Source organism: Pseudomonas sp. NFPP24 (genome assembly GCF_900112095.1).
Classification (GTDB): Bacteria; Pseudomonadota; Gammaproteobacteria; order Pseudomonadales; family Pseudomonadaceae; genus Aquipseudomonas; species Aquipseudomonas extremorientalis.
Map to the genome: position 1 here is coordinate 186,807 of NZ_FOKD01000002.1, position 20,469 is coordinate 207,275.

Genomic DNA, 20,469 nt, shown 5'->3' on the forward strand with positions numbered 1-20,469 from the left:
GTCTGCCAGATAGAGATCAATCCTATGCCTGTATCGACTGCTCCGATTGCCCGCAAGGCCCAAGGCCCCGATCCGTACGCCTGGCTGCAAGAGCGCGACAGCGCCGAAGTGCTCGATTACCTCAAGGCCGAGAATGCCTGGCAGGAAGCGCAACTCGCCGACCAGAAGGCGCTGCGCGACAGCCTGTTCGAAGAGATCAAGGGCCGCATCCTCGAAACCGACCTGTCCCTGCCCTCGCCGTGGGGGCCGTACTTGTATTACACCCGCACCACCGCCGGTGACGAGTACGCCCGCCACTACCGCTGCCGCCGCCCGGCGGATGACAGCAACCAGGTGGATGACAGCAGCGAAGAGCTGTTGCTGGACCCGAACGTACTGGCCAATGGCGGTTTCTTCTCCCTCGGCGCGTTCAGCATCAGCCCCGACCACCAGCGCCTGGCCTACAGCCTCGATACCAGTGGCGAAGAGATCTACACCCTGTACGTGAAGGAACTGGCCACCGGCAAGGTCAGCGAGCTGGAGTTTGAAGACTGCGACGGCAGCATGACCTGGGCCAATGACAGCCTGACGCTGTTCTTCGGCGAACTGGACGACACGCACCGCCCGCACAAACTCTATCGCTATCGCCTGGATGGCACGGCGGCGCAGGAAGTGTTCCACGAGCCCGACGGGCGTTTCTTCCTGCATTGCTACCGTTCCAGCTCCGAACGCCAGTTGCTGCTGTCGCTGGGCAGCAAGACCACCAGCGAAGTCTGGGCGCTGGATGCCGACCAACCGCAGCTGGCGTTCACCTGCCTGGCACCACGGGTCGAGGACCATGAGTACGATGTCGATCACGGTCAGCTGAATGGCGCGTGGACCTGGTTTATCCGCAGCAACCGGGATGGCATCAACTACGCGCTGTTCGTGGCCACTGACATTGGCGACGTGCCGACCGAAGGCGAATGGCAGAACCTGATCCCTCATCGTGAGGACGTGATGCTCGACGGCGTCAGTCTCAACACCAGCGCCATGACCCTGAGCCTGCGCATCGGCGGCCTGCCGGTGATCGAGGTGCACCCGGAAGGTTTGCCGGTGTATCGCGTGGAATTGCCCGACGCAGCCTATAGCCTCTACGTACAGAACAGCCTGGAGTTTGTCAGCGACAAAATCCGCCTGCGCTACGAAGCCCTGAACCGCCCGGCCCAGGTCCGCCAGTTGGAACTGGCCAACGGTGCACAACAGGTGCTCAAGGAGACCCCGGTACTGGGCGTGTTCAACGCCGACGACTACGTGAGCCAGCGCCTGTGGGCCACCTCCGCGGACGGCACCCGGGTGCCGATCAGCCTGGTGGTCAAGCGCGACCAGCTCGGCAAGCCCACACCGCTGTACCTGTACGGCTACGGCGCCTACGGTTCGAGCCTCGACCCTTGGTTCTCCCACGCCCGCCTGAGCCTGCTGGACCGGGGCGTAGCGTTTGCCATCGCCCACGTGCGCGGTGGTGGCGAGCTGGGCGAGGCCTGGTATCGCAACGGCAAGCAGGAACACAAGCAAAACACCTTCAGCGACTTTATCGCCTGTGCCGAACACTTGATCGCCGAGGGCCTGACAACATCCAGGCAACTGGTGATCAGCGGCGGCAGCGCCGGCGGCCTGTTGATCGGCGCCGTGCTCAACCAGCGCCCGGCGCTGTTCCAAGCGGCGATTGCCGAAGTGCCGTTCGTCGACGTGCTCAACACCATGCTCGACCCCGAGCTGCCGCTGACCATCACCGAGTACGACGAGTGGGGCAATCCGCAAGAGCCCGAAGTATATGAGCGCATCAAGGCCTACGCGCCTTACGAAAACGTCAGCGCCCAGGCCTACCCGCACCTGCTGGTGATCGCCGGCTACAACGACAGCCGCGTGCAATACTGGGAGGCCGCCAAATGGGTCGCCAAGTTGCGCGACACCAAGACCGACGACAACCTGCTGCTGCTCAAGACCGAACTGGGCGCCGGCCACGGTGGCATGAGCGGTCGTTACCAGGGATTACGTGACGTAGCGCTCGAATATGGATTTGTGTTCAAGGCGCTGGGGCTGGTTTAAGGAACTTAGCCGGGCGGTCCTGTCTGACCACAGGACCGCCTACTGATTGATGGATCAAGATTGCAGCCATGGCACTACCGACATTAATGAATACCGAAATCCGCGACATGCTCATGGATTGCGGCCTGTTCGACCCGCTGTTGCCGGAAGACTTTCACGTCGCCGCCGGCTACTTCAACATCAGCAGCATCGCCCGTGACGAAGCGATCTTCCTCGAAGGGGACGCCGGCACCTTCATGTGCATCATCCACAGTGGCCAGGTGGCGGTGCAGAAAACCAATCATGACGGCCAGCGCCTGACCATCGCTACCCTGTGCAGCGGTCGGGCCTTTGGTGAAATGGCGGTACTTGACGGCGAGCGGCGTTCCGCCAGTTGCGTGGCGGCCAGTGACTGCGTGCTGCTGAACCTGGGCCGGGATTCCCTGGAAAAGATGCTCAACGAAGCGCCCAGGATCGCCGCCAAGATCATCCGCGCGATAGCCATCGCCTTGTCCAAGCGCCTGCGCATGGCCGACGGGCAGTTACTGTCGCAACAGTTTTAACCGCCCGGCGACTTCGGCTTGCTGTCGTTTTGCAGCAGGCCGGGCACCGTCTGGTCCTTCGGCGGCGTGGGCAGCACGATAGGCACCAGTGGTGGCGAACCGTTGGTCTTGGGCACGGCAGGCGGGGTGACCTGCGGGTACAACGTCGGCGTCGGGGTGCCCGGCGCGCCTGGCGTCGGGGCGGGCGCGACCGGTACGGTTTGCAACTCCTGAGCCTGCGTCGCACCACAGGCGAGCGCGCTCAACACAATGACCGTTAGAATGCTGCACTTCATCGATGGCTCCATGGCCTGACCGGAATGTCACAAGGCTACTCCCAACCGCGCAAGAATGCCCTTCCCAATGAGATTTCCATGAAACGTTTCGTTCTGCTCGACACCACCCCGATCCCCGACAACGGCGGTGCCTTGTGCCTGTTCGAATACGGTGAAGATTTTGTCATCAAGATCCAGGGCGGTGACGGCGGCCAATTGATGAACACGCGCATGCATGGCTCCGAAGATGCGCTGGCGGAAATTCCCTGCCGCAAAGTTGCCGGGCGTCCGGATTCGCGGGTGCTGATCGGTGGCCTGGGCATGGGGTTCACCCTGGCTTCGGCGCTCAAACACCTGGGCAAGACCGCCGAGGTGGTCGTGGCAGAACTGGTGCCGGGGGTCGTGGAATGGAACCGTGGGCCGCTGGGAGAAAAATCCGGCCGGCCGCTGCTGGACCCACGCACGGTGATCCGCCTGGAGGATGTCGCCAAGGTGCTGCAGGCCGAACCCCAGGGTTTTGACGCGATCATGCTGGACGTGGACAACGGCCCCGAAGGCCTTACGCAAAAGGCCAACAGCTGGCTTTACTCCGCCGGTGGCCTGGCCGCCTGCGCCAAGGCCCTGCGCCCCAAGGGCGTGCTGGCCGTGTGGTCGGCCAGCGCCGACAAGCTGTTCAGCGACAAACTGCGCAAGGCCGGTTTCAAGGCCGAGGAAGTCCAGGTGTTTGCCCATGGCAACAAGGGCACGCGGCACACCATCTGGATTGCACAGAAGGTGTGATCGGTTAGCGCAGGGAATTGCGGTAATCGATCACGTACGGCACTTTTTTGTCGAAGGTCTTTTCCAGTTCGTTACGGTCGAGCCTGGTCATGCCGCCCAGTTGATGGGCGGTAAAGCCGCTGTCGCCGACCTGTGAGCCGGGCGCCAGGCTGACCATGCGCTTGGCGACGGCTTCGATGGCGTCCTTGTAACCACCCTTCTTGTTCAGGTTGTACTTGCCCAAGTCAATTTGAGTGCGCAGCCAATTGCCCCAGTAGAACTCCAGGAACTCCGGTGCGACCTCGCCAGCCTCAGGTTTGCCATAGGCGGCCTTGCGGGTGAAATACACCAGGCTGCGGAACGTGTCGTCCTGCAGGTTCTTGAAACCCAGGTGTGCCGGCAACTGCTCGGGCGGCAGGGTCTGGCCCTGGCTGTCCTTGAGCCAGACCTTGCGCGCCGCTTGCATGCGCAGCCAGAAGCTCTTCATATCCGGGCTGCTGCTGAAGTCATCCGTGACCTTGACCCACATGTTCAAGCGAGGGCCGCCACCAGGGACTTCCCACAAGGTGGTGAAGCTATGGTGACCATCGGTCAGGTACAACTGGCCGCCGGGGCCGACTACCACGGTTTTCATGTCGTCGGGATGGGTGCCGACCGGGTCCTGGCAGGTAAAACTCGACGGCTGGTGCAAGTCCGCGCCCTTGGGCACCTTGTCGGCTTCGCCCTGGCCGTTGGTCTCGCAGTATTCATCGAAGACCTTGGCGGGTTTGTCCGCGAACAGCCCCAGGCTGTAGTAAATCTGGTCGAAGCCCACCACGGCCTGGGTCGGGTGCAGTTGTTCGAGGGCCACCTCGATCACTTGTCCGGGTTTTGGCGTGGAGAACGCTTCGGCGTGGGCAACTACCCCACACAACAACAGTGCAACAGTCCATGGATGCAGACGCATGAGTTTCAGATCCTTATGAGTAAAGTGAAGCGGTTATTTACGTCGCGAGCGGCTAGAATCAACCCTATCCGTGAACCACAAAATAGCCAGGAGCCATGATGAGCTCGACCAACCCGCCCTCCCACACCGCCAAGCTGGATCGCATCCTTGCCGATGCCCAGCGCGACCGGGAAATGGGCTACCGCGACAAAGCCTTGAAGATGTACCCCCACGTGTGCGGCCGCTGCGCCCGTGAATTCTCGGGCAAACGCCTGAGCGAACTGACGGTACACCACCGCAACCACAATCATGATGACAATCCCCAGGACGGTTCCAACTGGGAATTGCTGTGCCTGTACTGCCACGACAACGAACACTCGCGCTACACCGACCAGCAGTACTTTGGCGAAGGCTCCACCAGCAGCCCGACGATTGCCAAAGCCACGCATAACCCGTTTGCGGCGTTGGCGGGGTTGATGAAGAAAGACGACTGATAGTCCATTGTTGTTAGCACCGGCCTCATCGGGGGCAGGCCCCCCTCCCACATTCTGACCGGCGTACGCAGGCCTAGTGTGGGAGGGGGCTTGCCCCCCGATGGCGATCGTCCAAGCAACACATCCCCCCAAGGCCGTATAATCGCCGTTTTTCTCCAAGGCACCCTTCCCCGTGGGCAATAAACGCTACAGCTGCATCGGTCTGTACAACCCCAAATCCCCCGAAAACGTCGGCTCGGTCATGCGCGCCGCCGGTTGCTACGGCGTGGCCTCGGTGTTCTACACCGGCGTGCGCTACGAGCGCGCCCGGGATTTCATCACCGACACCAAGAAGGTCCATCACGACATTCCGCTGATCGGCATCGATGACCTGAAAAAGATTCTGCCCCTGGGTTGCATCCCCGTCGCCGTGGAGCTGGTGGAAGGCGCCCGCCCGCTGCCTGAGTACACCCACCCCGACCGTGCGCTGTACATTTTCGGCCCCGAAGACGGCTCGCTGGATAAAGAGATCCGCGACTGGTGCGAAGACGTGGTCTACATCCCGACCACCGGTTGCATGAACCTCGCCGCCACGGTCAACGTGGTCCTTTACGACCGCCTGGCCAAGGGCAACAACACCCGTTCAGGCCCCAAGTACTGATATTTCGGGAACATCCAGCGTCTGCGGGCAGTCAGCTAATTATCAATAGCCCTTGTTGGAGACAGATCATGAGCGACAGCAAAACCTTGCGACCTATCATCGAACACACCCCCTTCGAGACTCAGCCAAGGCAGAACGTGCACGGTTGGGAACGCATCGGCTCGGTGGCCGGTGGTGTGATGATGGTGGGCAAAGGCCTGCGCCGGGGTGGGATTTTCGGCCTGATCCAGGTGGCGATCGGCGGCGTGGCGCTGGCCCGTGGCTTTACCGGGCACAGTTCGCTCAAGGACAAGCTGGAGCAGGGCCGCCAGGAAATGAACAGCGTGCGTACGAAGATCGAGCGTGCCGGCGCAGAGTTGAAGAACTTGAAGACCAAGGCCGAAGTGGCGGCCGAGAAGGCCACCAAAACCAGCGTCTAACGCAGCAGCTTGCTGTCCAGCACCACCGACGACTCGCCGATGATGCTTTCAGCCAACTGCACAAACTCCGCCGTGGTGATGCGGCTGGCCCGCATCACCGCTTGCGTCAGGTCATCCAGCGACCGCTTGTTATGAGTCTTCACGCGGATCTCGCGATCCAGCTCCTGCAGCAGCACCACCGCCCGTGACACTGTCGCGCCGCTGACGTGCTCGCCACGCAGGCTGGTCACGTCCTTGCCTTCCTTCGCCAAGCGCGCCTGTATCGCCTGGTAACGCTCATCGGTGATGCCGCCGGCGCGGCGCAGCAACTCGATTGCGTAATATTCGCCCAAGCCCTCGCTGATCCAATCACTGGTGTCGTGATCGTTGAAACGCCCTACCGCCTGTACCACTTCACGAATCAGCGGGCTGCCGCCGTTTTCGCTGACCAGCGGCGTGCGGCTGTTGAGGTAGATCGAGTCATGCGCCGAAAACGCACCACGGCGCATCGGGTCGCTGGCACCCACCACCAGCAGCTTGGCCGGGTGACGCGGGAACGCCGTTTCCACCTGCGGCCAGACGAAGGTCAGCAACGTCAGCACATCCATACGGCGCATGGCCTGGCCCTTGGGCGAAGCCACGGTGACGTCGGTTTCGCCCAGGCGTACGCGACGACTGCCAAGGTTGCCGGCAAGCATCCAGCCGGTGGGCCGGTCGAACAGGCGCGACACGTTGTCGATGCGGAACTTGTTCTTGCCGATTCGGGGCCAGGCAGTTTCGACGCTTTTCCAGCCGTCCGGCAGTTCAAACACCAGGCGCGAGACCAACTCGACGCCGTCCTGCTGGTCGAGCCGCGCCGTCGGCACCAGGTCATCGCCGCGAAACAGCGCCCAGCTTGGTGTCATCCGCGCTTCATAGATACCCGGCTTGCGCGCGTGGGTGAGGCGCACGCGGTAGGTCAGGCTGGCCTTGTCGGCGCTGGGTTGCCACAGGCCACGGTGTTCCTTGACGCTCCACTGGCCGTCGGCCTTGAAGTCGCTGTAGTCGCCGTCGCGACCCAGGTCGAAGTTCAGGCTGCGCACCGCCGAGCCCTGGGACAGGCTCAGGCGTACCTCGGCCTGATCGCTCTGGGGCAGCAGTTTGACGTGATAATCCAGGTCGACTTTCTTCGCGCACCATCCAGGCTGACTCAGTAGCAACAACACCAGGCTCGCCGCCAGCTTGGTTCCCACCCTCATACATACTCCCCTCTCAGCCCGCGCGGAAAATCAGGTAATCCTCCCAGTCGTCCTCGGGCACGCTGCCTTCGCTGAGCATGCGCCCGGACTGGGAAATGCGTTCATGGTGCACGGCATCACGGTCGCCGCACACCAGGTGGTGCCACAACGGTAAGTCCTTGCGCTCGCTGACCAGGCGGTAACCGCAGGTGGGTGGCAGCCATTTGAACTGGTCGGCCTGGCCCGGGGTGAGCTGGATGCAATCGGGCACCGATGCACGACGGTTGGGGTAGTCGGTGCACTGGCAGGTCTTGAGATCGAGCAGTTTGCAGGCGATACGCGTGTAATAGACGCTGTTGTCGTCTTCATCTTCAAGCTTTTGCAGGCAGCACAGGCCACAGCCGTCGCACAACGACTCCCACTCCTCCTGGTCGAGGTGTTCGAGGGTTTTGCGTATCCAGAAAGGTTCGACTTTGGCGGCCATGGCTCTACATCAGTATCGGTAGGTGAAAAGGCCGCCAGTCTAGTGCCCACGGCTGCGGGATCCAAGCGCTTACGACTGGCGGCGTTACAACACTTGTCAGTCTAGTGGCTGCGCAGTAGCTTTGAGGGCCGAATTGACGATCAGGAACTGCTCCATGACACGTGTTGCCGACTATCCGATCCACACCCAGTTCACCGACCGCTGGTCGCCTCGCGCCTTCACCGGCGAGAGCATCTCCAAGGAAACCCTGCTGAGCTTCTTCGAAGCCGCACGCTGGGCCCCTTCCGCCTACAACTCGCAACCCTGGCGTTTTCTCTATGCGCGCCGCGACACGCCGGACTGGGAGCGCTTCCTGGGTTTGCTGAATGAATTCAACCGTGGCTGGGCGCAACATGCGTCGGCCCTGGTGATCATCGCCTCGAAAACCGACTTCACCGCCCCCGGCGCCACGGAGGAAACCCCGGCGCTGTGGCACACCTTCGACACCGGTTCCGCCTGGGGCCACCTGGCGCTGCAGGCCAGCCTCAGCGGTTGGCACACCCACGGCATGGCCGGCTTCGATCAGGAACTGACCCGCAAAGAGCTGAAGATCCCGGAGGGCTATGCGCTGCATGCTGCCGTGGCGGTTGGCAAGCTGGGGGACAAATCGAGCCTGCCGGAGTACCTGCAAGGCCGTGAAGCACCGAGCCCACGCAAGCCACTGAGCGAGTTGGTGTCCGAAGGTGACTTCAGCCTGTAGCGCCCGGTGAACACTGCCCCCGAGGGGGCAGTTGTGCGATCTACGCGATCAGCTGACGGAACTGCGCCCTGAGCTTGTCGGCGTCACGCAGGAAGTCATCCCGGTGTATCGCAAACGTCGACTCATCAAAGTGCAGGACATCCTTGGGCGGAAAGTCGAAATCCACGGGGTAGACTTTGTTTTCCTTCGCCGAATACATGAAGTTGGACAACTGCACATCGTTGGGAAACATCTCTTTCTTCTGCAGGTCCGCCAACATCTCATCGAGTGCCTGCTGTGCTTTTTTCGGCAAACTGCGCGGCGCAATGGCATCCAGCGCGACTCCGTCGATCTTTTTCATTTTTATATAGCCGCGGCCGTTTTCGAACAGCGTCATGGCAAACCCTTCGCCGTGATACTCATTCAGGCAAGCCGCTTGCCGCTTGAAGTAATCAGGCACTTTTACATGACCCGGCTCCCGGTTTTCCTTATAGACATGAATGCCGTCGAGACTTTCATAAAGACGGCTCTCGGAGCCCCCGCCCATCATCCGCCCCAGGTCCGATGCAACGCTGGGCGGGTTCCCACCCCTTGCCCCCAAGCGCATCCACTGGTCGCCCTGCACATGCTGCACCAGCAGCGGGGTCTGCCGATTGGCACTGTAGATCCGCGCCTGGACCACGCCTTCAGGCGTGCGGGTGACTTCACGCACTTCATAGACCGCCGCCTGGCCACTGCTGTCGATATGCCGGATATGCGCGGTGTGCCCATCCGCCGCCCTATACACGCCCTGGCTGTTGCGCGTGCGCCCGGCAAGGTTGGATTCAGACACCCTGTACTCGCGAAACAGCGTGTTGCTCAGCTCACGGCCAGGCGCAACTTCAACGGTGACAATAGCACCGTCCACAGCGCGCGCTTTGGCGGCGAAGTCTTCCAGCGGGCTGCCATAGGCCTGCATCCGGTCCGCATCAAAGCTATACCACTTGCCGTCCTTGAGCACCGCGCCGCCTTCCACTGTCTGGCCGGCCACCTTGAATGTCCCGGTGGCGGCCACGCCATGCTGTTGGCTCGCGGCCTTCAGCACGTCATAGCTTGCGCTGCGCCCCGTAAGCTTATTGAGGCCCCGTAATCCCACGCGGCCGCCTTTGTACAACAGCCAGCCGCTTCCCACCACCAGATCCCCTAGCCCCGCCACCGGGTTGAAGGCTTCAATGGCTGTCAGGCCAACAAAACGCAGCGCTTTCGATAGTCCGCGAATGCTGGTCACCCCCTTGGAAAAAGCTTTGCCGGCCTGGGCGGCCTTGCCGGCCCCCAAGGTCAACAGACCGACCACATCCAGCGCCAGGTCAACGGCTCCCTCACCATAGTTACCCTTGATGAAGTTGGCGATGGCCGACCTGAACGGGATCAGGTTCAAGAAGAACTCCCCGACAGCCTGGTTGGTGACGCGGTTTTCATCGTAGGAGGTGACACCTCTGGCATACGCCAACACGTCTTCGTTTTTCAAGTCCAGGGACCTGGCGAACACTTCGCCGATGGCATCGAATCGGTTGCCACTGGTCCCTTGTCCCGGACTCAAGGTGTCAAAGAGCACGGTTTTACTGACGACGTTCGCGGTCCTGGACTCCATGTTCCTGGCGGTGTAGGGCTCCGTATAGCGCCCCCTCAAGTGGTTCTGTTTTTGTATCGTGCCGCTGCGCGTATCAATCTCATAGACGTTGACCTCCCCACCCCGCGTTGTCTTGACATGCAGGGTATGCCCGCGCGTCTTGAGGGCCAGCGGGGTAAGGAAATCCGTGGCCATGGTGTATTCGTTGGTATGGAAGAACTCGAGCTTGCCGTGCTTGAAGTTGTTCCTGTCTTCCTGCGCCAAGGTGGAAACGAGGTAACTGGCCAGGCCCTTGTGCCCGTCTTCATGGGCTTGGATAGCCAGGTCATACTGGCGCTTGAAATCCTCGGCCACCTTGAAGGTACCGCCTTCATACAGGTGGCAGAACCGTTTGACCGGGATGCGGGCATCCTTGGAAATCCAATGCTCTTCGTGACCCAGCGGCGCACCCTCCATCACGATATCGAGCATGGAATGCATGCCCGGAAAGAGCCCAGGACGTCCCGGCCTCAGCCAGGCTTTCTGGATATCACGGATCTCGAACACACTCGGGTCCACACCGGGGAAGCATTCCTGGAGTCGAGCCAGGGCCATCGCCCGGCGACTGGGAATCTCGATCTGCACGGCGGCGCTGGCTTTCATCAGCGTGCTCAATTGGCTGTTGTAGGCGTTGCGCGCGCGTTCCAGGTCACTGTCGGTCAACGTCGATGAGGCATCGAGCACGCCGTTGGCCAGTGCCCAGTCGGTCAACGCCTTACGCTGCACATGCTGGCTATCCAAGCGGTCAGAACCGGTCTGGCCGGCCTTCGCCAGGACTTCGGTATAACTCATAGCGGGCGTGGCCCCAGGCGAATCGGCTTCGACCCTGTCGACCGCCATCGCCAGTTGCGCCCAGATGAGGCTGCCGTAAGTCACATTGGCGGGGATGTCCTTGACCAGAAACTCGGGAGCCCTCAAGGCAAGGAGCAAGCGCGCCGCAAATGTCGCGGTTTGAGGCGTGGCCCGCCCTTGTTCGACCAGATGGGCACCCACGCCTTCGATCACCACTGAAGCTGGCTGCCCCCGGTAGCCGCTTTGCCCCCGGATAAATCCGTGGATCGAGTTCAGTGGATCCAGCCCTAGCTGGAGTGCGGCGATCACGTAATCCTGGTTGCTCGCGTCTGTCGGCAAACCACCGAGTTCACTCTGGATGACCTGCTTCAGTGCCTGAGCTTTGGGTGAAGCCAGCAGTTTTTGCAGGGCAAGTGCCAGGGTTTTCAAGTCGGCGTCGGTCACCGCGCTACCGCTGAGCAAATCCCCCAGCACGCCTTTGCGACTGTCCGGCATCAGGTCGAGGATGGCTTGCCGCTGCGATTCAGTCAGCGGAACCGGCCAGGACAGCGCCCCGCCGAAATTACCCAGTACGGGAGCAGGTGCCGGTGCGGCCGTGGCTGTTTCACTTGGACCGGTGACGGCCGGGAGGGGAGTATTCACATTGCCCGCTTGAACAAGCGGGGCGGAAACGCGGTGAGCAGCGTCGATAGCGGTCATGGTGTTCAGCGTCCGTGGCCAAGGAGTCACTCTTGGTGCTGGAACCTGGCAAAACGGTTCCAGCGGGACGGTGAGGCGTGATCAGTAACCGCGGTCGAAATCCACTTCCCCGCGCAATGCGTTCTTGGCCTGGTACGCCCGCAGGTTTTGCACAAACAGTTCCACCATCAATTCCGGCGAGGTCGGCGCGGAACTGTGCCCGGTCAGCAACAGCCCCCAGGCGGTCCAGAACGGATGCCGTTGCGGCAATGGCTCCTGGCGGCAAACATCGATCACTGCACCGGCCAGGTGTCCTTCCTTCAAGGCTTCGACCAGGTCGGCATCCACCACCGCCACCCCGCGTCCGACGTTGATAAACAGCCCGGTCGGCTTGAATTGCTTGAACAGCGACGCGTCGTACAGGTCGTGGGTGCTCGGCGTGTTGGGCAGCAGGTTGATCACGTAGTCCACCTCGCCCACCAGACGGCCCAACTGGTCGAGCCCGGCCACCTCGATAAACGGCGCCTGCTCACGTGCAGTACTGGCGATACCGTACAGTTTCACGCCAAACGGCACGAGAAACTCGGCAACACGCTGGCCGATATCGCCGGTGCCGACAATCAACGCCTTGCGCCCGGCCAGGCTCTGGCCCATGCGGTTGTCCCATTTGCGCTCGACCTGACTCACCAGGCGCGCCAGTACTTCGCGCTCATGGCCGAGCATGTAGGTGAGCACGAATTCAGCCATGACCTGGCCAAAGATACCCACGGCACGGGTCAGTCGATAATCCCGCGGCAGGCCCTCGGCCAGCAGCGGGGTGATACCGGCCCAGGTCGATTGCAGCCATTGCGGGTGATGGCCCTGGCGCAGCAGCGTCGCCAACAGGTCCGGCTGGCCCAGCCATACCGGGCAATCGGCGGCCAGGCGCGACAACTCGGCCGAGTCGCCGCTGGTCAGCACTTCAAGGTCCGGTGCCGCTTCGCCGAGCAATTGGGCGTAGAGCGGGTGATCCTGTTCAGCAATCAGAACACGCATGCATAAAACCTTTCAAAAACAGTACGGACGGCCGCCCGCATCCTTACGGCCACCGCCCACTTATACGATTCCATTGAAGCGAGTGCCCCGGATGGGGCACCGGTCGATCACATCGGGTCGTTGCGGCGCAGCAGCTCTTCGGGCAAGTGTTCGATGTACTCGTCCTCGGCCGGCGGCATTTGCAGGTGGTAGCCCTGTTTGTCGAGGTTTTCCAGGACTTGCACGATGTCTTCCTGTTGCAGCTTGCGCTCGGGCGTCAGCACCAGGTCAAACGCGTGGGCCGGCTTGCCGAAGATCGTGATCAGCGCTTCAGGCACACGTTCAAGGGCATCGCTCTTGAGTACATAGAGGTACATACCGGTGCGTTTGGAGCTGCGGTAGATGGAGCAAATACGTTTCAAGGCTGTTCTCCGGCGGTGGCCAGGCTGTCGAGCAGCGCCTGGCCCATCAACTCGCGGCGCCAGCCACGCAGCGAGTCTGGCAATTGGTAAGGCCCATCGGGGTAGCCACTCTTGACCAGGGCTTCGAGGGTTTTCTTGCGCAGCATCAGTTCCGGCGCCATGTCCAGGCGTTCGGCCTCAGCCTGGCCAAGGGCGCGCAGTTGCTTGATCAGTGCGGCGGCATCCACCGGCAAAGGCTCGGCAACGGCGGGCGGCCATTGGTCCATGGGCACGCTGGCGGCACGCTTGATCAGGTCCAGCAGGAACTGACCGTCCTGACGCACAGTACGCGGGTGCATGTCTTCGATCTTGCCCAGGGCGGCGAGGTTATCCGGCTGGGATTTGGCCAGGGGCCAAAGCGAGTGTTCGCGAATGATGCGGTTGCGCGGCAAGTCACGCGCGCGGGCTTGCTGCTCGCGCCAGGCGCACAGTTCACGCAGCACGGCGAGCTGGGCGCGGGACAGTTTCCACGCCAGCTTGGCGTCGCGGTACACCTCGTACGGGTCGACTTCGCGGCGCAGGTTGGCGACCAGCTCGGCACCGTCTTCCAGGACCCAGGCGTACTTGTCGTCGGACAGTTGCGGACGCAGCCGCGTATAGACCTCGGCCAAATGCACCGCGTCTTCGGCGGCGTAGCTGACCTGGGTCTCGGACAACGGCCGCTGCAGCCAGTCCGAACGGGTCTCGCCCTTGGGCAGCTCAATGTCCAGCACGGCTTGCACCAGGCGCGAGTAGCCCATGGAGAAACCGAGGTTCAGGTAAGCCGCCGCCAATTGGGTGTCGAACAACGGCGCGGGCAGGCTGCCGGTCAGGCGCAGCAACACTTCGAGGTCTTCGCTGCAGGCATGCAGCACCTTGATCACCGCCGGGTTCTCCAGCAGCGCAGCCAGGGGTTGCCAGTTGTCGATGGTCAGGGGATCGATCAGGTAAGCGCGCACGCCATCACCGATCTGGATCAGCCCGGCAATGGGGTAAAAGGTGTCGACCCGCATGAATTCGGTGTCGAGGGCGACGAATGGCAACTGCTGCCATTCGGCGCAACGCTGGCCGAGGCTATCGTTGTCGCAGATCCAGTGAATATCGATGGCCACACGGCTCTCCCTTGAAGAATGGCGCGCAGTATATATCGCGAAAGGGGCTAGCGAGCATCCGCAGTGCACAGCCGACCATGAAAACTCAGACAGGAGATGAAGAATAGTCCGACAGGCGGGAGTTATCCTCTCTTACGAAGAACGTAGACCCGCCACAGGTTGGAGCCCGGCATGAACTCGTGATGGCTCAGGACCTTGAAACCGGCCTGGCGGAACTCGTCCTCAACGCTTGTACGAGAAGGCACAGAGACAATCACCGAGTCGCGGCTGACCCGATGAAACTCGCGCAGCAACGCCTGGCGCTCTTCACTGCCGGGCACATGGCGAAACAATTCCAGGCAGAAAATGCAGTCCACCGCATTCGCCGACAAGCCGATGGAAAACGCCGACCCCTGGAATGTCTTGACCCGCTTGAGCAACGCCGCCGCGTGGTGGGTAAGCGCGTGGTCGAGCATGTCCTGGGAGTTGTCCGACGCCAGGATAACCCGGTTGACGTGTTCGGCCAGCACCGGCCAGAAGCGCCCCGACCCGCAGGCCAGGTCGAGGATAAGGCCCGGCTCACCCGCAACCTTCAAGGCCTGACGCACCAACCACTCGCTGCGCCAGGCCGCCAGGCGCTGCGTCAGCCCGGGCGGGCGCGTGTCGCCGCAGACCCTGGCGTGCTCACGACCACAGCGCTCGGCGTATTCAATCTCGATGGAGGAAGGCGTGTGTGGCGACATCGCGGGCTCATATGGGTGAAACGGCTGTGAACGACCTTGATTCGCAGCTTAACCAGCGCAACGTGAAAAAAAGGTCGAAACCGTGATTGCCACCCGATCGATCACGCCTGATGCAAATACCACCGCCAGTCTTGCTCCCCGACCTCGCCCATGAACTGGCGGTATTCGGCGCGTTTTACCGCCAGGTACACGCCAAGGAACTCACTGCCAAACGCTTCCCGTGCCCAACTGGAAGCCTCCAGTGCGCGCAGGGTGGTCAGCCAGTCGGTGGGCAGCAGCGTCTTGGCCTGGGCATAGCCGTTGCCTTCCACCGGGGCGCCGGGGTCACGTTGCTCGCGGATGCCGCGATGGATCCCGGCCAGGATCGCGGCAGCCGCCAGGTAGGGATTGGCGTCGGCACCGCAGATACGGTGTTCGATATGCCGCGAATTGGCCGGCCCGCCCGGCACCCGCAGGCTGACGGTGCGGTTGTCCACTCCCCAGGTGGCGGCCAGCGGCGCGTAGCTGTTGGTCTGGAAACGCCGGTAGGAGTTGGCGTTGGGACAGAACATCAGCAATGAGTCGAGCAAGGTACTGAGCATGCCACCCACTGCCTGGCGCAACAGCGGCGTGCCATCAGCGGCCTCGCTGGCGAACAGGTTATGGCCCTCGGCGTCCGCCAGGCTCACGTGCATGTGCATACCGGTGCCAGCCAGGTCGTCGAACGGCTTGGCCATGAAGCAAGCGGTCATCCCGTGTCTATGCGCCACGCCCTTGACCAGGCGTTTGTAGCGCACCGCTTCGTCCATGGCTTGCAGGGCATCGGTGCGATGTTCCAGGGTGATCTCCACCTGGCCCGGCGCGTATTCGGAAATGGCGGTGCGCGCCGGAATACCTTGCAGCTTGCAGGCGCTGTAGAGGTCGGCCAGGAATGGCTCGATCTGCTCCAGTTCGCGCAGGCCATAGACCTGGGTCGAGCGCGGTCGCCCGCCGTCCACATCGCGTGCCGGTTGCGGATGGCCATTGGCGTCAGGCTTCTGGTCAAGCAGGTAGAACTCCAACTCGGCCGCCATCACCGGGTAGTAACCGTCGGCCTTGAGCCCGTCGATCACCTTGGCCAGCAGGTGCCGTGGGTCGGCCACGGTGGCAGGCAGGCCTTCGGTGGGGTGCATGCTGACTTGCACCGCCGCAGTGGGGATCAGCCGCCACGGCATGCGCTGCAGACTGCCACCGATCGGGTAGGCGCGGCAGTCGATATCGCCCACCTCCCAGACCAGGCCGGAGTTTTCCACATCGTCGCCGTTGATGGTCAGGCCGAGGATGGTGCTGGGCAAAGGCCGTCCGCTCTCGTACACCGCCAGCAGTTCGTCGCGGTGCAGCCACTTGCCGCGTGGCACGCCATTGTTGTCGAGGATAAACAGCTCGAACATCTCGATGTCCGGGTGTTGTTCAAGGAAAGACTGGGCTTCCTGCAGGCAGGCAAAGACACTCATGGGCATTCTCATACGTAGGGGTCGGGCAGGCGCGCAGGTGCACGCCATCGAACAGGATGGATCAACGTAGGAACGCGGTATCTGGTGGGCGGGCGTGCCGGCAGTGGAACAGGGCCCAGAACGCGAGGGCAGACGGCAGTATCGCGGAGTGAGTGTCGGAGGAGCCGTCCATGCGGGGGTCACAGTGCAAGAGATAACTACCAGCGTCACACGCCGGCGCAGGGCAATTAAATTCAGGGTTGACGGAGTTTGGTTGCAACTTGGCTAAACATTCAGCGTGCCTTGCCACCCTGCCCCACGCTGGAAATAATGGCCGCCCCGACCATGCCCCAAGGACTCGACCGCATGAAAGCTCTTTTCGCCCTGTGTGTACTCGGCCTGGCCACCAGCGCCGTGGCCGACACCGCGCCCTCGCGCCTTGACCAGGTGCTCGAGCGCGGCACACTCACCGTCTGCACCACCGGTGACTACAAGCCCTACACCTCGCTACGCGCCGACGGCACCTATGAAGGCATCGACATTGCCATGGCCGAATCCCTGGCCAAGAGCCTCAACGCCAAGATCCACTGGGTGCCCACCACCTGGAAAAGCCTGATGCCGGACTTCCTCGCCCAGCGCTGCGACATCGCCGTGGGCGGCATTTCGGTGTCCCTGGAGCGCCAGAAAAAAGCCTTCTTCAGCCAGGCCCTCGGCGTCGACGGCAAGATCCCCCTGGTGCGCTGTGCCGACGTGCAGCGTTACCAGCGTGTCGAGCAGATCAACCAGCCGAATGTGCGCGTGATCGAACCGGCGGGCGGCACCAACGAAGTGTTTGCCCGTGCCCATCTGGGCCAGGCGCAAATCCGTTTGCACGACAACGTGACCATCTTTGACGAACTGCTGGCCGGCAAGGCCGACGTGATGATCACCGACGCCAGCGAAGCGCGTTACCAGCAAAAGCTCAAGCCCGGGCTATGCGCGGTCAACCCGGAACGGCAGATGCAATACAGCGAGAAAGCCTTCCTGCTGCCCCGCGATGACGTGGCGTGGAAGAGCTATGTCGACCAATGGCTGCACCTGAGCGTCGCCACCGGCGTGTACGACGGCATCGTCAATCAGTGGCTGGCGGCGCCTTGATCAACGCGACAAAGGTCCGGCACGCGGCGCTGCGATAGGCGCCCCGGCGACTGAGCAGTGCCACGTTGCGTTGCGGTAACGCAGGTTCAAGGGCGACCGCGCGCAACTCCGGCTGGGCCTGGGCAATCGCACTGGGCAGGATGGTTACCAGGTGGGTGTTGCGCACGATTTCAATGATCGCACTGATGGAGTTGGCCTCCATCGCAATCAACGGCTTTACCCCTTGCTCGCGGCAATAGCCATCGATGTAGCGCCGCGTCGCAAAGCCTGAGTTGAGCAATACCATCGGCTGCTCCAGCCACTGCCGGTCTTCCACCCCTGGATGGCCAGCCCCCACCACCACGCTCAACGCTTCGGCAAACAGCCCTTCGCACTCGATGTCCGGCAGATGCTCGCCGGTAAAACCGATGCCGATATCCAGCAGGTCCTCGGTGAGCGCGGTTTCCATGCGATCCTGGGTCAATTCTTCGATGCTCAGGGTGATTCCCGGATACAGGGCGTTGAACCGCGCCAACAAAGGGCCGATCAGGTACGCGGTGAAGGTCGGCGTCATCGCCAGGCGCAGGCTGCCCCGGCTCAAGTCCTGTACGTCATGCATGGCCCGCGTGCCGGCCTGCAGGTCCTGCAAGGCCAGGCGCGCAAAGCGCACATAGGCGGCGCCGGCATCGGTGAGGCTGACACTGCGCCCGGAGCGGTCCAGCAACGGCGCGCCGAGGGTGTCTTCCAGCTGTTTGATCTGTTGCGACAAGGTCGGCTGCGACACGTGCAGCGCCTCGGCAGCGCGGGTGAAATTACGGTGCTCGGCAACGGCCAGCAGGTAACGGATATGGCGCAACAGCATCGGCGGCCCTCCAGCTATAGGCATGACTTATAGAAACCATAATAAGCCGGTCTTGGACGCTATAGCTGAAAACTTCCATCCTTGCCCCATCAGCGACGCAAGGAGAACCCCATGCAAGACCTCATCAACGGCTTTCGCAAGTTCCAGTCAGAAGTCTTTGGCCAACGCAGCGACCTGTTCAAACACCTGGCCACCACCCAGAACCCCGGCACGTTGTTCGTGTCCTGTTCCGACAGCCGGGTGGTCCCGGAACTGCTGACCCAGCAGGAACCCGGCGATCTATTCGTGATCCGCAACGCCGGCAACATCGTGCCGTCCTACGGCCCGGAGCCGGGCGGTGTGTCGGCCACGGTCGAATACGCAGTGGCGGTGCTGGGGGTGCGCGACATCGTGATCTGCGGCCATTCCGACTGCGGCGCCATGACCGCGATCTCCACCTGCAAATGCCTGGACCACCTGCCGGCCGTGGCCAACTGGTTGCGCCACGCCGAGTCGGCCAGGCTGGTCAACGCCGCCCGCGAGCATGCCTCGGACGCCGCCCGCCTGAGTTCATTGGTGCGCGAAAACGTGATCGCGCAACTGGCCAACCTCAAGACCCACCCTTCGGTCGCCCTGGCGCTCGGGCAAGGCCGGCTGACCCTGCATGGCTGGGTGTACGACATCGAGAGCGGTGCCATCGACGCCCTGGACGAACGCAGCGGTGGCTTTGTGTCGCTGCTGGATCAGATTCACGCTGCCTGACCTATTCCAACCAAAGAGGACACCACCATGTTGCAATCCCACTTCGCCCAAACCCCACGCCTGGCCCTGGCCGATACCGTGATCGAACTCAAGGCGCGCAAGAACCTGTCCTGGCAGGACCTCACCGACGGCACCGGGCTGAGCCTGGCATTTGTCACCGCCGCCCTGCTCGGCCAGCACCCGTTGCCCAAGGAGGCGGCTGATGTAGTGTGCGACAAACTCGGCCTGGACCAGGACGCCAGCCGCCTGCTGCAAAGCGTGCCCATGCGCGGCAGCTTCCCCGGCGGTGTGCCGACGGACCCGACAATGTATCGCTTCTACGAAATGCTCCAGGTCTACGGCTCGACCCTCAAGGCGCTGGTCCACGAGCAATTCGGTGACGGCATCATCAGTGCGATCAATTTCAAGCTGGACATCAAGAAGGTCGAGGACCCGGACGGCGGCTCGCGCGCTGTGATCACCCTGGATGGCAAGTACCTGCCGACCAAACCCTTCTGAGTGGCCCGCGACCGTCTACGCTCTTGTCACACCAACAAGATCGAGGGACGGGTAATGAAGGCACTGCTTCGAACCACCTGGCTGCTGCTGTTGTGTTTCAGCCAGGTGCACGCCGCAACGGCTCAGGATGAGGACGCCCAGGCCGCCAAGGCGCTGCTGGAAAAAGCCTTGGCTTACTACCAGGGCAATGGCGACAAGGCGTTTGCCGCCTTCAGTCGCCAGGGCGAGTTTGTCGACCATGACCGCTATGTGTTCGTGGTCGACACCCGGGGCGTGCTGCTGGCCAGTGGCGGGCCCTCTTCCGCCTTGATCGGCCGCGACGTGTCCGAGGTGCTCGGGCCGGAGTTGCGCCAGTCATTCAAGGACGCGCTCAAGGTGCCGGACGGCCAGGGCATCCAACAGGCCGATTACCGCTGGCAGAACTGGAACGACGGCAAGGTCGAGCACAAGCACGTGTTTTATCAACGCGTGGGCGATCGCATCCTGGCGGTGGGTTACTACCTGCCCCGAGCCACTCCGGAACAGGCCCGGGCCCTGCGCAACAAGGCGGTGAACGCACTGCTCAAGGATGAAGCCGGCACGCTCAAGGCCATCAATTCCTTGCAGGGCGGTTTCCTGCAGGATGACCTCTACGTGTTCGTGGTCGACCTAGATACCCAGCGCTATGTGGCCCATGGCACCAACCTGCGCCTGATCAACACCGACTTCAGCAAGATCAAGGACCCCGATGGCAGGCCGGTGGGCGAGCCGATCCTGAAGCTGATGGCCGAGCAGGACCAGGGCGAATACAAGTACCGCTGGAAAAACCCGGTGACCGACAAGGTCGAGAACAAGCATGCGTATGTGCGCAAGGCCGGGCATTTCATGGTGGCGGTGGGTTACTACAGCCCGTGAATG

At 62.3% G+C, this 20,469-nt stretch carries 22 protein-coding genes; 11 read left to right on the top strand and 11 right to left on the bottom strand.

Going from position 1 to position 20,469, the window contains the following annotated elements; translation table 11 throughout:
• Positions 1-24 precede the first annotated feature (24 nt).
• The gene (locus tag BM026_RS04555; protein ID WP_093512021.1) at positions 25-2,067 is read left to right on the top strand and encodes a S9 family peptidase; all 2,043 of its coding nucleotides are present in this window, start codon (positions 25-27) and stop codon (positions 2,065-2,067) included.
• Positions 2,068-2,135: 68 nt separating this feature from the next.
• Positions 2,136-2,609, top strand: coding sequence for a cyclic nucleotide-binding domain-containing protein (locus tag BM026_RS04560; protein ID WP_093527534.1), 474 nt, complete (start codon positions 2,136-2,138; stop codon positions 2,607-2,609).
• Here the strand turns inward: BM026_RS04560 and BM026_RS04565 are convergent.
• Positions 2,606-2,884 (bottom strand): hypothetical protein, encoded by a 279-nt coding sequence (locus tag BM026_RS04565; RefSeq protein WP_071488985.1) that lies wholly within the window; start codon positions 2,882-2,884, stop codon positions 2,606-2,608. The genes BM026_RS04560 and BM026_RS04565 overlap by 4 nt on opposite strands.
• Before the next feature lie 78 nt (positions 2,885-2,962).
• Between BM026_RS04565 and BM026_RS04570 the strand changes: the two genes are divergently transcribed.
• Positions 2,963-3,643 carry a spermidine synthase gene (locus BM026_RS04570; protein ID WP_071488984.1) on the top strand — a complete coding sequence of 227 codons (681 nt, stop codon included), beginning with the start codon at positions 2,963-2,965 and terminating at the stop codon, positions 3,641-3,643.
• 4 nt (positions 3,644-3,647) lie between these two features.
• Here BM026_RS04570 and BM026_RS04575 read toward each other — a convergent pair whose 3' ends face one another.
• Positions 3,648-4,568 (bottom strand): ParB/Srx family N-terminal domain-containing protein, encoded by a 921-nt coding sequence (locus tag BM026_RS04575; RefSeq protein ID WP_093527536.1) that lies wholly within the window; start codon positions 4,566-4,568, stop codon positions 3,648-3,650.
• Between the two features lie 98 nt (positions 4,569-4,666).
• Between BM026_RS04575 and BM026_RS04580 the strand changes: the two genes are divergently transcribed.
• From BM026_RS04580 to BM026_RS04590, 3 genes are all read left to right on the top strand, one after another.
• On the top strand, positions 4,667-5,041 hold the full coding sequence (locus BM026_RS04580; protein WP_025858458.1) for a YajD family HNH nuclease: 375 nt from the start codon (positions 4,667-4,669) through the stop codon (positions 5,039-5,041).
• A gap of 172 nt (positions 5,042-5,213) precedes the next feature.
• The gene (locus BM026_RS04585; protein WP_003189607.1) at positions 5,214-5,681 is read left to right on the top strand and encodes an RNA methyltransferase; all 468 of its coding nucleotides are present in this window, start codon (positions 5,214-5,216) and stop codon (positions 5,679-5,681) included.
• 68 nt (positions 5,682-5,749) lie between these two features.
• Positions 5,750-6,100, top strand: a complete 351-nt coding sequence (locus BM026_RS04590) for a YgaP family membrane protein (protein ID WP_092247328.1) — start codon at positions 5,750-5,752, stop codon at positions 6,098-6,100.
• Here BM026_RS04590 and BM026_RS04595 read toward each other — a convergent pair.
• Together BM026_RS04595 and BM026_RS04600 are read right to left on the bottom strand one after the other, a co-directional pair.
• On the bottom strand, positions 6,097-7,317 hold the full coding sequence (locus BM026_RS04595) for a hypothetical protein (protein WP_093527538.1): 1,221 nt from the start codon (positions 7,315-7,317) through the stop codon (positions 6,097-6,099). The genes BM026_RS04590 and BM026_RS04595 overlap by 4 nt on opposite strands.
• 13 nt (positions 7,318-7,330) lie before the next feature.
• Positions 7,331-7,780 carry a YcgN family cysteine cluster protein gene (locus tag BM026_RS04600; RefSeq protein ID WP_003172524.1) on the bottom strand — a complete coding sequence of 150 codons (450 nt, stop codon included), beginning with the start codon at positions 7,778-7,780 and terminating at the stop codon, positions 7,331-7,333.
• Positions 7,781-7,934: 154 nt separating this feature from the next.
• Here BM026_RS04600 and BM026_RS04605 point away from each other — a divergent pair, with 154 nt between their 5' ends.
• A complete protein-coding gene (locus tag BM026_RS04605; RefSeq protein WP_058425096.1) occupies positions 7,935-8,519 on the top strand; it encodes a nitroreductase family protein in 585 nt (194 codons plus the stop codon).
• Between the two features lie 40 nt (positions 8,520-8,559).
• Here BM026_RS04605 and BM026_RS04610 read toward each other — a convergent pair whose 3' ends face one another.
• The 6 genes from BM026_RS04610 to BM026_RS04635 form a co-directional block, all read right to left on the bottom strand.
• Positions 8,560-11,580 (bottom strand): OspG family effector kinase, encoded by a 3,021-nt coding sequence (locus BM026_RS04610; RefSeq protein WP_139217540.1) that lies wholly within the window; start codon positions 11,578-11,580, stop codon positions 8,560-8,562.
• A 138-nt stretch (positions 11,581-11,718) separates the two neighbouring features.
• Positions 11,719-12,651: a D-2-hydroxyacid dehydrogenase gene (locus BM026_RS04615; RefSeq protein ID WP_093512035.1), complete on the bottom strand. Its 933-nt coding sequence runs from the start codon at positions 12,649-12,651 to the stop codon at positions 11,719-11,721.
• Positions 12,652-12,758: 107 nt separating this feature from the next.
• Entirely contained in the window at positions 12,759-13,052 is a 294-nt protein-coding gene (locus BM026_RS04620) for a YcgL domain-containing protein (RefSeq protein ID WP_071488977.1), read from the bottom strand.
• Positions 13,049-14,182, bottom strand: a complete 1,134-nt coding sequence (rnd, locus tag BM026_RS04625) for a ribonuclease D (protein ID WP_093527542.1) — start codon at positions 14,180-14,182, stop codon at positions 13,049-13,051. Before rnd ends, BM026_RS04620 begins: the two co-directional genes overlap by 4 nt.
• Before the next feature lie 122 nt (positions 14,183-14,304).
• Positions 14,305-14,904 (bottom strand): class I SAM-dependent methyltransferase, encoded by a 600-nt coding sequence (locus tag BM026_RS04630; RefSeq protein WP_092247311.1) that lies wholly within the window; start codon positions 14,902-14,904, stop codon positions 14,305-14,307.
• A 101-nt stretch (positions 14,905-15,005) separates the two neighbouring features.
• Positions 15,006-16,376, bottom strand: a complete 1,371-nt coding sequence (locus tag BM026_RS04635; protein WP_092247308.1) for a glutamine synthetase family protein — start codon at positions 16,374-16,376, stop codon at positions 15,006-15,008.
• A gap of 345 nt (positions 16,377-16,721) precedes the next feature.
• Between BM026_RS04635 and BM026_RS04640 the strand changes: the two genes are divergently transcribed.
• Positions 16,722-17,492, top strand: a complete 771-nt coding sequence (locus BM026_RS04640; protein ID WP_093126116.1) for a transporter substrate-binding domain-containing protein — start codon at positions 16,722-16,724, stop codon at positions 17,490-17,492.
• Here BM026_RS04640 and cynR read toward each other — a convergent pair.
• Positions 17,467-18,333, bottom strand: a complete 867-nt coding sequence (cynR, locus tag BM026_RS04645; protein WP_093512039.1) for a transcriptional regulator CynR — start codon at positions 18,331-18,333, stop codon at positions 17,467-17,469. The two genes, BM026_RS04640 and cynR, sit on opposite strands and share 26 nt — an antisense overlap.
• Before the next feature lie 111 nt (positions 18,334-18,444).
• Here cynR and BM026_RS04650 point away from each other — a divergent pair, with 111 nt between their 5' ends.
• Genes BM026_RS04650 through BM026_RS04660 form a run of 3 tightly spaced genes read left to right on the top strand, consistent with a single transcriptional unit; the run spans position 18,445 to position 20,466 of the window.
• Positions 18,445-19,074 carry a carbonic anhydrase gene (locus BM026_RS04650; RefSeq protein ID WP_093512041.1) on the top strand — a complete coding sequence of 210 codons (630 nt, stop codon included), beginning with the start codon at positions 18,445-18,447 and terminating at the stop codon, positions 19,072-19,074.
• Between the two features lie 27 nt (positions 19,075-19,101).
• Positions 19,102-19,572 (top strand): cyanase, encoded by a 471-nt coding sequence (gene cynS, locus BM026_RS04655; RefSeq protein WP_093527544.1) that lies wholly within the window; start codon positions 19,102-19,104, stop codon positions 19,570-19,572.
• Between the two features lie 54 nt (positions 19,573-19,626).
• Positions 19,627-20,466: a cache domain-containing protein gene (locus BM026_RS04660; RefSeq protein WP_093527546.1), complete on the top strand. Its 840-nt coding sequence runs from the start codon at positions 19,627-19,629 to the stop codon at positions 20,464-20,466.
• Positions 20,467-20,469: the final 3 nt, after the last annotated feature.